Raw genomic sequence first — 14,445 nt, 5'->3', positions numbered from 1 at the left:
ATTAACCTCACGCCATCTGGCCTATGTTATCTACACCTCTGGCTCCACGGGTCTGCCCAAAGGGGTGATGGTTGAGCATCGTGGTCTGTACAACTTGACTCAAGCACAAATTGAAGCCTTCCATATCACAGCTAACACCCGACTATTGCAATTTGCTTCTTTCAGCTTTGATGCCTGCATCTCTGAAATTGCCACCACATTGTGCCAAGGGGCCTGTCTGGTCATGGCATGCCGTGAAGCACTATTACCCGGTGAAGCTCTGATGAATACATTGAAAACTCAAGCGGTCACTCATGTAACCCTGCCACCCGTTGCCGCTAGCGCTTTAACGCCAGATGATGAATTACCTGATCTGACTATTCTAGTGCTGGCCGGTGAAGCTTGCTCATCATCGTTGATCAAGCGTTGGGCAACAGATCGACGGATTATCATCAATGCTTATGGGCCAACGGAGTCTACTGTTTGTGCAACTTGTGCAACGCTCTCTCCGTGTGATACCCAAGATGAAAGAGTCCCTCCGATAGGCCGACCTATTGCGAATACACAAATTTATATTCTGGATACACAAGGCCAACCCGTCCCGTTCGGTGTGACGGGAGAAATTTATATCGGCGGTGTGGGTATCGCCCGTGGTTATCTGAACCGCCCTGAACTCACCGCCGAACGCTTCCTGACCGATCCATTCGCTTTGGAACCAGACGCTCGTATGTACAAAACCGGCGACCTGGGCCGTTGGCTGCCCGATGGCAATATCGAATACCTGGGTCGCAATGATTTTCAGGTCAAATTGCGGGGTTTCCGTATCGAACTGGGGGAAATCGAAGCCCGACTCATGCAGTGCCACGGTGTCCGTGAAGCCGTAGTACTGGCCCGCGAAGATGAATCCGATCAGAAACGGCTGGTGGCTTATTTGCGTCCGTTGGAGGGAGCTGAATTAGTACCCGCTGATTTGCGGCAGCAACTGGCTCAACACCTCGCTGACTATATGCTGCCCAGCGCCTTTGTCACCTTAGAGACTTTCCCACTCACCCCGAATGGTAAACTCGACCGACAGGCTCTGCCGGCACCGGATTTATCGGCGGTGGTTACGCGTGGCTATGAAGCCCCCGTCGGCGAAACTGAAATTGCTCTGGCTCAGATTTGGCAAAAATTATTGGGCCTGAAACAGGTTAGTCGCCATGACCATTTCTTTGAGCTTGGCGGTCATTCGCTGATGATTGTCAGTCTGATCGAAGAGCTGCGCTATCTGGGCTGGCAACTTGATGTTCGCAGCGTGTTTGTTGCGCCGATCCTCGCTGATATGGCTCGGGCTATCCAGCGTGAGGTTAGCATCTTTGTCGTACCACCCAACCGTATCCCCGACGATTGCCCTGCTATCACGCCCGATATGCTGCCTTTAGTTTCTCTCTCCCAGGCTGAGATTGACACCATTGTTGAGCAGATCCCAGATGGCGCCAAAAATGTGCAGGATATCTATCCCTTGGCCCCTTTGCAGGAAGGCATCCTGTTTCATCATTTGCTACAGACACAGGGGGATAATTATCTACAGCAAAGCTTGCTCGCGTTCGATACCCGTGATCGTCTCGATAGCTTCCTGGATGCACTGCAACAGGTCATCAACCGCCATGACATTCTGCGTACCGCAATTTATTATCAAGGACTGGAACAACCCGTTCAGGTGGTCTGGCGTCAAGCACTACTGACTGTCCGTGAATTCACTCCTGCCACGACGGACAATATTTCCACACAATTACTGGCTCATACTGATCCACGCCAGCACCGTATCAATTTGACTCAGGCTCCCCTCTTTGCCACCGATATCGCCCATGATCCGGCTCAAGATGAATGGTTGCTGGCGCTGCGCTTCCATCATCTGGTCAGTGACCATATGACCCTGGAGCTGATTTTTACGGAAATTGCGCTCATCTTGCAAGCAAGTACAGAGAAGCTGCCTGCGGTATTGCCTTACCGCAACTTTATCGCTCAAACCCTGGCTACACCAACCGCCGAGCATGAAGCTTATTTCCGCGCCCAACTGGCAGATATTGACGAACCCACAGCACCGTTTGGGGTACTCAATGTAAAAATCGGCAACGATCTTGTCAATAAAGCGCATCTCGCTATCGCACCTGATCTGGCCAAAGCTATCCGCATTCAGGCACGTCGTTTAGGTGTCAGCACCAGTGTGTTGTTCCATGTGGCCTGGGCACAGGTGCTGGCACTAACCAGCGGTCGCGATGACGTGGTGTTTGGCTCCGTACTATTGGGTCGCTTGCAAGGTGGCGCAGGGGCAGATCGCATACTGGGCATGTTTATCAACACTCTGCCCCTGCGTATCTCTCTGAGCGGGCGCACGGCACAAGAGATTGTACAGGATACCTATCAAAACCTAACCACCTTGCTGGAGCATGAACAGGCTCCATTAGTGCTGGCACAACGATGCAGTGGCGTGGAGCAACCCATGCCGCTGTTCAGTACCTTACTGAATTATCGTCATAGCTCATCAAGTGAAACCGAGGCGGTTGATACTACCTGGGCAGGCATACGTGTTTTGTCCGCAGAAGAGCGCACTAACTATCCTATCTCCTTATCAGTGGATGATTTAGGGGACGGCTTCCTACTCACTGCTCTGACCATAACCGAAATTGTACCAGAACAAATCAACGCTTATCTGGCAACTGCCATAAGAGGCTTGATCGATGCCTTGGTACATCACCCGCAACAAGAGATTCGGGATATCCCCATATTGCCGGCAGCAGAGCGGCAACAAGTGCTGACTGACTTCAACACCACTCAAGCTGATTTCCCGCAAGAGGCGTTGATCCACCAACTGTTTGAGGCGCAGGCCACACAACATCCTGATACTCTCGCTGTTGTCTATGAAGACCAGACACTGAGCTATGGTGAATTAAACCACCGCGCCAATCAGTTGGCTCATTATCTGATTACCTTGGGAGTGCAGCCGGATGATCGAGTCGCTCTCTGTGCTGAGCGCAATCTGGAAATGGTGGTCGGCTTATTGGCTATCCTCAAAGCTGGCGGGGCTTATGTGCCGCTTGATCCCACTTATCCTGCCGAACGGCTGGTTTATATGCTGGAAGATGCGGCACCCGTGGCTTTACTGACCCAAGCGGAACTAGCCAAATCAGAGTGGCTCGCTCAATTTAACGCCTTGCCAACAGTCTTACTGGATAATCCCGAATCGTGTCTGGCAACTCAACCGACTGACAATCCAAACCCTGAAACCTTGGGGTTAGCATCACGCCATCTGGCCTATGTTATTTATACTTCCGGTTCAACGGGGCAACCGAAAGGGGTGATGATTGAACATCTGAGCCTGTGCAACTTAATCACCACCCAGCAACCTACCCTGGCACTCACTACTGATAGTCGTGTCTTACAGTTCGCCTCAAACAGCTTCGATGCCAGTATTTGGGAATGTTGCATGGCCTTAATGGCCGGTGCCCGACTCTATCTCGCCAAACGGATCAGTCTGTTGCCTGGAACCATCCTGTCCAGCTACTTAGCAGACCAGGCCATCAGCCATGTTCTCTTGTCACCGACCGCGTTGGCCGCGATGGATTCCCTGCCCGATACCCTGCAAACCTTGCTGGTGGGGGGTGAAGCGTGTCCGCCGACCTTAGTCAAACGCTGGTCACCAGGACGGCAGATGCTCAATGCCTATGGGCCAACGGAAATCACAGTCTGTGCCACACTCTATTCATGTACTTCTTCCGATGGCAATTCAGAAGATAATCCGCCTCCGATTGGCCGCCCGATCGCCAATACCCGAATTTATATTCTGGACCCACACGGTCAACCTGTTCCTTGCGGGGTGGCAGGGGAAATTTATATCGGCGGTGTGGGGGTTGCCCGTGGTTACCTCAATCGTCCGGAACTCACCACTGAGCGCTTCCTGACCGACCCCTTTGCTTCAGAGCCAAATTCCCGCATGTACAAAACCGGCGACCTCGGTCGCTGGAGACCCGATGGCACGATTGACTACCTCGGCCGCAATGATTTTCAGGTAAAACTGCGCGGCTTCCGTATCGAACTGGGGGAAATCGAAGCCAGACTGACCCAATGTGACGGGGTGCGTGAGGCGGTGGTGATAGCACGTGAAGACGAACCTGATCAGAAACGGCTGGTGGCCTACCTGCTACCACAGGAAGGGGTTGAATTGGCACCCGCCAAACTGCGCCAGCAACTGACGCAACATCTTGCTGACTATATGTTGCCTAGTGCCTTTGTCATTCTGACCTCTTTCCCCCTGACCCCCAATGGCAAACTTGACCGGCAGGCCCTGCCTACACCAGATGCGTCTGCCGTCGTCACTCAAGGTTATGAATCCCCCCAGGGCCAGATAGAAACCGCATTGGCACAACTCTGGCAAGAGCTGTTAGGGCTGGAGCGTATCAGTCGCCACGACTCCTTCTTTGAACTCGGAGGCCACTCGCTGATGGTCGTCAGACTGATCACGCGCCTGCAAGACAAATTTCTGGTCAATATCCCCCTGACGGCGTTATTCACATCGCCCACATTAGCGGAGCAGGCCAACGTCATTCTTTCCACTCAAATGAATGTGGTGGGGGAAAACACGCTGGCGTCCCTTCAAGACGATCTTGACGCCCTGTCCGCAGAAGAATTGATGGCAATTTTAGGCGGGGAAAAGTCCCGTGGAGGCAGCAAATAATGACAAAGATTTCTATGAATATCGATGAATTGAAACGTGCGGTGCTGGAAAAAAGAATCGAAGAACAACTGAAAGCACGCGGGGAGCAACCGCCATTATTCATCAACCCCGCAGATAGGCATCAACCACTGCCTCTCTCTTTTGCCCAGCAGCGCTTGTGGTTTATCAGCCAGCTCGATCCGGCAGCCAGCCAGGCTTATCACCTGCCGGTGACATTGCGTCTCACAGGCCAGCTCGATCGCCAGGCCCTGAAAACTTCACTGGACAGCCTGGTAGCCCGCCATGAAAGTTTACGGACCCGCCTTGTCCTGGACGAGGGCCAGCCCTGCCAGCATATCGATCCGGCTGACATCGGTTTTGCCCTCTCCTGCCATGACCTGCGCCCGCTCGATCCGGCCTTACATCCCCAGCGTGTCGCCGAACTCGCTGAACTTGAGGCGCTAGCCCCCTTCGATTTTGCCCAGGGGCCGCTGATCCGAGGCCAATTGTTGCAACTGGCAGACGAAGATCATGTGCTGTTGCTGACCCTGCATCACATTATCACTGACGGCTGGTCCGTCGGTGTTCTGGTGCAAGAACTGGGTATCTTTTACCGCGCGGCCCTTGATGGTCATCATGCTCCTTTGCCCCCGCTACCTATTCAGTATGCGGATTACGCGGTCTGGCAACGGGCACAATCCTTCACTGCACAACGAGATTTCTGGTGTGCCCAGCTAGCTGACGCGCCGGCCTTACTCACCCTGCCCACGGATCGGCCCCGCCCAGCGGTACAAACCTATACAGGCAACCAAGTACCAGTGCACATTAATGCGGAATTATTGGCTGCACTGAAAAAACAGGGACAGCGCCATCACACCACCTTGTTTATGACGGTACTCAGTGCCTGGAGTTTGGTCCTGGCCCGGCTCAGTGGACAGGAGGATATCGTGATCGGTACGCCGGTGGCTAACCGCCCACGCCATGAACTGGAAGGGCTGATAGGATTCTTTGTAAATACCCTAGCGTTGCGCATCACCTTTAATGATGATCTCAGTGTGGCAGATTTGCTAGCCCAAGTTCGGGAGCGGGCCCTGAACGCCTATGCCCATCAGGATCTGCCTTTCGAGCAGGTGGTGGAAGCGCTCCAGCCTGAGCGCAGTTTAAGCTACAACCCCCTCTTTCAGGTGATGCTGGCCTTAAACAACACTCCCGCCCAGGCATTGACCCTACCCGGTTTGCAACTGACAACGCTGGCTCAAGCTCATCGGAATGCCCATTTTGACTTAACGTTATCACTGAGCGAAACCGAGGCCGGCCTGGTCGGTGAGCTGGAATATGCCACCGATTTATTCGATGCCGCCACCGTTAAGCGGATAGTCGGTTATTTCAATAATGTACTGACCGCTATGGTGGCGGATGAAACCCAGATTATTACCTCTTTACCGCTATTGCCTGCATCAGAACGGCAACAATTGCTGGTGGATTTCAATGCCACTCAGGCAGATTTTCCACAAGAAGCGTTGATCCACCAACTGTTTGAGGCGCAGGCCGCACAGCATCCTGATATTCTTGCTGTCGTCTATGAAAACCAGACACTGAGCTATGGTGAACTTAATCACCGCGCCAATCAGTTAGCCCATCATCTGATTTCATTGGGAGTACACCCAGATGATCGGGTGGCGATTTGCACAGAACGCAGCTTGGATACCATCGTGGGTTTACTGGGTATTCTCAAGGCCGGCGGAGCCTATGTACCGCTCGATCCGGCCTATCCTACTGAGCGGCTGGCCTATATGCTCGACGATGCCGCTCCGGTGGTATTACTGACCCATACCGCCCAGTTCGACAAACTGCACGGCTCTGTACCGGCCACAGTGCCTATCATCATGCTGGATACCCAAGCCGCGTCACTGGCGACACAACCGACTCACAATCCGCCAGCCCACTACCTGGGGCTAACCTCACGCCATCTGGCTTATGTCATCTATACCTCTGGCTCGACGGGGCAGCCGAAAAGCGTGATGGTCGAGCATCGCAATGTCCTTCGTCTTATCATCAATAGCGGGTTTGCTGATATTGGACAGAGTGACTGTGTGGCCCATTGTGCCAATATCGCGTTTGATGCCTCAACCTGGGAAATCTGGTCCGCCCTGCTCAATGGGGCTCACCTGCAAGTGGTGCCACAATCCGTACTGCTCGATCCAGCACGTTTCTGCGAGGCGCTGATTAGGGGCGGTGTTACCGCGCTCTGGCTGACTGTGGGCTTGTTCAATGAATATCTCGACAGCCTTAAGCCCCTGCTGGGGCAATTGCGCTATTTGCTGATTGGCGGGGATGTACTCGATCCCAACAAGGTACAACAGGTGCAATTGGCCGCATCCCAACCTGCCCACCTGATAAATGGATATGGCCCTACGGAAACCACCACGTTTGCGACCACCTACGAGATTACCCCTCCCGTTGAGGTAACCCGTTCCATTCCTGTTGGTTGTCCGATTGCCAATACCCAGATTTATATCCTGGATCCACACGGCCAACCCGTTCCTCTGGGTGTAACGGGGGAAATTTATATTGCCGGGGCCGGCGTCGCCCGCGGTTACCTCAATCGCCCTGAACTGACCGCTGAACGCTTTCTTGCCGATCCATTTGCGTCGGCGCCGGACGCCCGTATGTACAAGACCGGTGACCTCGGCCGCTGGTTACCCGATGGCAATATAGAATACCTCAGCCGTAATGATTTTCAGGTCAAGTTGCGTGGCTTCCGTGTTGAACTGGGAGAAATCGAAGCCAGACTCACCCACTGTGACGGCGTGCGGGAAGCCGTGGTACTGGCCCGCGAAGAGGAGCCAGGCCAGAAACGGCTGGTCGCCTACCTGCTGCCGCAGGCGGGGGTTGAATTGGTGCCGGCTGAATTGCGCCAGCAACTGGCTCAGCACCTCGCTGACTATATGCTGCCCAGCGCCTTTGTCACCTTAGAGACTTTCCCACTCACCCCGAATGGTAAACTCGACCGTCAGGCTCTGCCGGCTCCTGATTTATCGGCGGTCGTGGCGCGCAGTTATGAAGCTCCCATCGGTGAAACAGAAATTGCCTTGGCCCAGATTTGGCAAAAACTCCTGGGCCTAAAACAGGTCAGCCGTCATGACCAGTTCTTTGAACTCGGCGGTCATTCACTGATGATTGTCAGTCTGATTGAAGAGTTGCGCCATCTGGGCTGGCAGCTTGAGGTTCGCCATGTATTCGCCTCACCGATCCTCGCCGATATGGCTCAGACTATCCAGCGTGAGACCCGCTCCTTTGTTGTGCCCCCCAACCTAATTCCAGCGGGCTGCACGGCCATCACCCCCGATATGTTGCCACTGGTTTCGCTCTCCCAAGCTGAAATTGAGGCAATCGTTGCGCAGATCCCAAGTGGCGCCAAGAATGTGCAGGATATCTATCCTCTGGCCCCGTTGCAGGAAGGGATCTTGTTCCATCATCTGTTACAAACACAGGGGGATACCTATCTGTTGCAGAGCCTGCTTACTTTCGATGCTCGCCATCGCCTCGATAGCTTTCTGGATGCCCTACAACAGGTGATCAACCGCCATGATATCCTGCGCACTTCCGTCTTCTGGCAAGGATTGACACAACCGGTACAGGTGGTCTGGCGCCAGGCACCTCTCACTATCCGTGAGTTCACGCCAACCACAACGGACGCTATTCCCGCACAGTTACAGGCTCACACGGATCCGCGCCAGCACCGCATTAATTTGAATTGTGCCCCCCTCTTTGCCGCCGATATCGCCCATGATCCGGTACAGCATGAATGGCTGTTAGCCTTGCGTTTCCACCATCTGGTCAGTGACCATATAACACTGGAGCTGATTTTCGCTGAAATCGCCCAGATACTTCAGGGCAACACAAAAAAACTACCCACTATGCTGCCTTACCGCAACTTTATTGCCCAAACATTAAGTGTGCCAGTGACAGAGCATGAAGCCTATTTCCGCGCCCAACTCGCCGATATTGATGAACCCACGGCTCCTTTTGGGATACTTAAAGTACAAAGTGATAATAGTGTTATCAATGAACACCGACTTCCAATTGACTCCACGTTGGCAAAAGCCATTCGTTCCCAAGCGCGCAAGCTGGGGGTCAGTCCCAGTGTTCTGTTCCACGTGGCCTGGGCTCAGGTATTAGCTCAGACCTGTGGCCGCGACGATGTCGTTTTTGGTTCCGTACTATTGGGCCGTCTGCAAGGTGGTGCCGGAGCCGATCGCATACTGGGGATGTTTATCAACACCCTGCCCCTGCGTATCTCTCTAAGCGGACGCACGGTACAAGAAATTGTACAGGATACCTATCAAAACCTGACCATCTTGCTGGAGCATGAGCAGGCTCCATTAGTGCTGGCACAACGATGCAGTGGCGTGGAGCAACCCATGCCGCTGTTCAGTACCTTACTGAATTATCGTCATAGCTCATCGGGGGAAACAGAGACGGTTGATACCATCTGGACAGGCATACGTACTTTGACCGCAGAGGAAAAAACTAACTATCCCATCACTTTGGCAGTGGATGATTTGGGGAACGATTTCCAACTAACGGCCCTAACTGTCACGGAAATCGCACCAGAACGAATCAACACCTATATGGCCACGGCCATCAGCGGTTTGATCGATGCCCTGGTTCACAATCCACAACAAGGGATCCGAGATATCCCTATTTTACCTACAGCAGAACGGCAACAAGTGCTGACAGATTTCAACGCCACCCAAGCCGATTTTCCACAAGAAACGCTGATCCATCAATTTATCGAAGCACAAGCTGCAAAAACGCCCAATGCGACAGCGGTAATGTGTGGAAACCAGTCTCTCAGCTATGAGGAATTGAACCGCCACGCTAATCGTCTGGCTCACCACTTGATTGAACTGGGTGTGCATCCTGATGATCGGGTAGCGATTTGTGTCGAACGCAGTCTGGAGATGGTGGTAGGGTTACTCGCCATCCTCAAGGCGGGTGGCGCTTATGTTCCGCTCGATCCAGCCTACCCAACCGAACGGCTAGCGTACATGCTTGAAGATGCTGCCCCTGAGGTTTTACTGACTCAGATCACACTACGCGATAAACTTGACAATACCTTATCTGTGGTTTTGCTGGATAACATTCTTAATAACCCTGAGTCATTCCTGACAACACAATCAACTGATAATCCAGATACCCAAGCGCTGGGACTGACATCACGCCATTTGGCCTATGTACTCTATACTTCTGGCTCAACGGGATTACCCAAAGGCGTTATGAATGAGCACCGCGGTGTGGTTAACCGTTTACTCTGGGCTCAGAATACTTATCAATTAACCCCGCAAGATCGCGTCTTACAAAAAACGCCATTTAGTTTTGATGTTTCCGTTTGGGAATTCTTCCTTCCCTTGATGTTTGGAGCCCAATTAGTGATGGCTCGTCCAGGCGGTCACAAAGAACCGCACTATTTATTGGAAGAGATAGAGAATCGTCATATTACAACGATCCATTTTGTACCTTCCATGTTGCAAATTTTCCTTCATTACATTCCGGCCGGACGCTGCCTTTCCCTACGCCAAATTTTATGCAGCGGGGAAGCGCTGCCCTATGCCTTACAACAACATTGTTTGTCCCACTTACCTCACAGTGAACTGCATAATTTATATGGACCAACCGAGGCAGCTATTGATGTCACTGCCTGGAAATGTGTTCCGGATCGTTATACCGGGCAAGTGCCGATTGGGCATCCTATTGCCAATATCCAAATCTATATTCTCGATGCCCGCGGGGAAATCGTTCCAATTGGTGTGGCGGGTGAAATTTATATCGGGGGCGTGGGTGTTGCCCGTGGCTATCTGAATCGCCGTGAACTCACCGCCGAACGCTTCTTGACCGATCCCTTCTCTTCAGATTCCGATGCCCGCATGTACAAGACTGGCGATCTAGGCCGCTGGCTGCCCGATGGCAATATCGAATACCTCGGTCGCAATGATTTTCAGGTCAAACTACGTGGCTTCCGTATCGAACTGGGGGAAATCGAAGCCAGACTGACCCAATGTGACGGCGTTCGTGAAGCGGTGGTACTCGCCCGTGAAGATGAACCCGGCCAGAAACGGCTGGTGGCCTATTTGCGTCCGTTAGAGGGAACTGAATTGGTGCCCGCTAATTTGCGCCAGCAACTGACTCAACATCTTGCTGATTATATGCTGCCCAGCGCCTTTGTTACCTTAGAAACTTTCCCACTCACCCCGAATGGTAAACTCGATCGGCAGGCTCTGCCTGTCCCCGATCTATCGGCGGTCGTAGCCCGCGGCTATGAAGCTCCCGTCGGTGAGACAGAAATCGCCTTGGTTCAGATTTGGCAAAAACTTCTGGGCCTGAAACAAGTCAGTCGCCATGACCACTTCTTTGAGCTCGGCGGCCATTCACTGACGATTGTCAGTCTGATCGAAGAGCTACGCAATCTGGGCTGGCAACTCGATATCCGCAGTGTATTCGCCTCACCTATCCTCACCGATATGGCTCAGGCTATCCAGCGTGAGGTTAGCACCTTTGCCGTGCCACCCAACCGCATCCCCGAAGATTGTACAGCTATCACTCCTGATATGTTGCCACTGGTTTCGCTTTCCCAACCTGAGATTGATGCCATCATCGAGAAGATCCCAGGCGGCGCAAATCGTGTACAGGATATCTATCCGCTCGCCCCCTTGCAGGAAGGCATCCTGTTCCATCATCTGTTACAGACACAGGGGGATAATTATCTGCTACGAAGTTTGCTCGCTTTTGATACTCGTGATCGTCTCGATAGCTTCCTGAATGCCCTACAACAGGTCATCAACCGCCATGATATCTTGCGCACGGCAATTTATTGGCAAGGACTGGAACAGCCGGTGCAGGTGGTCTGGCGTCAGGCATCGATCACTATCCATGAATTCATCCCTGCCACAACGGACGATATTCCCACGCAGTTACTGGCTCACACCGATCCACGCCAGCACCGTATCGATCTGAATCACGCCCCGCTGTTTACCGCTGATATTGCCCATGATCCAGCACAAGATGAATGGTTGCTAGCGCTACGTTTCCATCATCTGGTCAGTGACCATATGACACTGGAACTGGTTTTTGCAGAAATTGCGCTAATTTTGCAGGGCAATACGGAGAGGCTGCCAGCGGTATTACCTTATCGCAATTTTATCGCTCAAACCCTGTCTACACCAACCGCCGAGCATGAAGCTTATTTCCGCACCCAACTGGCGGATATTGACGAACCCACAGCACCGTTTGGGGTGCTTAATGTACAAACTGACAACGATCTTGTTACTGAAGCACATCTCTCTATCGCACCCGATCTGGCCAAAGCCATCCGCACTCAAGCGCGTCGTTTAGGTGTCAGCCCGGGCGTGCTATTCCATGTTGCGTGGGCACAAGTGCTGGCACACACCAGCGGCCGCGAGGACGTAGTGTTTGGCTCCGTGCTACTGGGTCGCCTGCAAGGCGGCGCGGGTGCCGGCCAAATACTGGGTATGTTTATCAACACCCTTCCCCTGCGTATCTCTCTGAGCGGACGCACGGTACAAGAAACCGTGCAGGATACCTATCAAAACCTGACTACCTTGCTGGAGCATGAGCAAGCCCCATTAGTGCTGGCACAACGGTGCAGTGGTGTGGAGCAACCCATGCCGCTGTTCAGCACCTTGCTCAATTATCGTCATGGCCCATCGGGTGAAACCGAAGTGGTTGATACCACCTGGGCAGGCATACGTATTTTAACCGCAGAGGAGCGTACTAACTATCCCATCACCCTGTCAGTGGATGATTTAGGGGATGGCTTCCAATTAACGGCTCTGACCGTCACCAACATTGTGCCAGAACAAATCACCGCTTATCTGGCGACCGCCATAAGCGGCTTAGTAACGGCCCTGGTTAACCACCCGCAGCAATGGATTCTGGATGTGCCTATCCTGCCAGCACCCGAACGGCAACAAGTGCTGGTGGATTTCAACGCCACCCAGCGGGATTTCCCGCAAGAAATCCTGATCCATCAGCTCGTTGAAACCCAGGCATTACAACGTCCCCAGGCCCCAGCGATAACTTACGAAGGGCAAACCGTGAGCTATCACGAACTGAACCAGCAAGCCAACCGGCTGGCACATTATTTGATTGCGCTGGGGGTACGGCCGGATGATCGGGTCGCCCTCTGTCTCGAACGCTGTCCGGAGATGGTGGTCGGCTTATTGGCTATCCTGAAAGCCGGTGGGGCCTATGTCCCGCTCAACCCGGCCTACCCGATTGAACGGTTAACTTATATGCTCCAGGACGCGGCACCGGTTGTTTTATTGACCCAAACCGCCCAGGCCGACAGGCTGCCCGATACCGTGCCGACGGTCTTACTGGATCATATCTTTGACTATGAAGCACCGATGCTGGCGACGCAACCCACTGACAACCCAGACGCTCAGATATTGGGGCTGACATCGCGCCATCTGGCCTATGTCATTTACACCTCGGGATCGACCGGCCAACCCAAAGGCGTGATGGTCGAGCATCGCAATGTTCTGCGTCTGGTTATCAATAATGACTTTGCCGATATCGGGCCGGACGACTGTATTGCCCATTGTGCCAATATCTCATTTGATGCCGCCACCTGGGAAGTGTGGGCAGGCTTAGTTCATGGGGCACGTCTTCTGCTTATTCCGGAAAAGACCTTGCTTCATCCCCCCCATTTTGGCCAGAGCCTGTTATCGGAAGGCGTCAGTGCACTCTTCCTGACCACCGCTCTGTTTAACCAATATGCTCCCCTGATTGGGCCAGCCTTATCAGGCTTGCGTTATGTCCTTTTCGGCGGGGAACAAGCAGATACCCGTCCTGCCATTCGCCTCAGAACCGAATCTCCCCCCCAACACTTACTGCATGTGTATGGGCCAACAGAGACCACCACGTTTGCCACCGCCTATGAACTGCCGGCGGGGGAAAACGAAGACGTTGACCGTAAACTCCCTATCGGCCGCCCGATCTCGAATACCCGGATCTATATCCTGAATCCACAAGGACAACCAGTGCCAATGGGGGTGGCCGGTGAAATCTATATCGGGGGAGAGGGTGTGTCTCGCGGCTACCTCAATCGTCCGGCACTCACGGCCGAACGTTTCCTGTCCGACCCCTTTGCTTCAGAACCGGATGCCCGCATGTACAGAACCGGCGATCTCGGCCGCTGGCGGCCCGATGGCACGATTGACTACCTCGGCCGCAATGATTTTCAGGTCAAACTGCGGGGTTTCCGTATCGAGCTGGGGGAAATCGAGGCCAGGCTGACCCAATGTGACGGCGTACGCGAAGCGGTGGTGCTAGCCCGCGAAGATGAGCCAGGCCAGAAACGATTGGTCGCTTACCTGCGGCCGCAGGTAGGGGGTGAACTGGTGCCGGCTGAATTGCGCCAGCAACTCGCCCTGCACCTGGCCGACTACATGTTGCCCAGTGCCTTTATCACGCTGGACACCTTCCCGCTGACCCCGAACGGCAAGCTTGACCGTCAGGCCCTGCCGGCCCCGGATTTATCGGCCGTGGTGACCCGCGAGTATGCAGCCCCGGAGGGCGAAGTAGAAATCGCCCTGGCCCGGATTTGGCAAACGTTGTTAGGTTTAGAACAAGTGGGTCGTCACGATCATTTCTTTGAATTGGGGGGGCATTCCCTGCTGGCTACCCAACTGGCTGCACGAGTCCGCCAACTATTAGCGCGAGAGTTGCCGTTACAGCAACTCTTTAAG

The 14,445-nt window shown here is 53.5% G+C and carries 2 protein-coding genes (1 of these 2 only partly in view); both read left to right on the top strand.

Annotated features, from left to right (window positions below; all coding sequences use genetic code 11):
- On the top strand, positions 1-4,693 hold part of the coding region annotated (locus tag Xentx_RS16360; RefSeq protein ID WP_139292517.1) for a non-ribosomal peptide synthetase (this coding region is incomplete at its 5' end). The annotated region extends 13,841 nt beyond the left edge of the window; 4,693 of 18,534 annotated nt are visible.
- On the top strand, positions 4,693-14,445 hold a 9,753-nt coding region (locus Xentx_RS16355), incomplete at its 3' end, for a non-ribosomal peptide synthetase (RefSeq protein ID WP_139292516.1). The genes Xentx_RS16360 and Xentx_RS16355, both read left to right, overlap by 1 nt.

The sequence above is a fragment of the Xenorhabdus thuongxuanensis genome, assembly GCF_001908095.1.
GTDB lineage: Bacteria > Pseudomonadota > Gammaproteobacteria > Enterobacterales > Enterobacteriaceae > Xenorhabdus > Xenorhabdus thuongxuanensis.
Note: the sequence above shows the minus strand (reverse complement) of the source record. Positions and strands in the feature narration are given on the sequence as shown.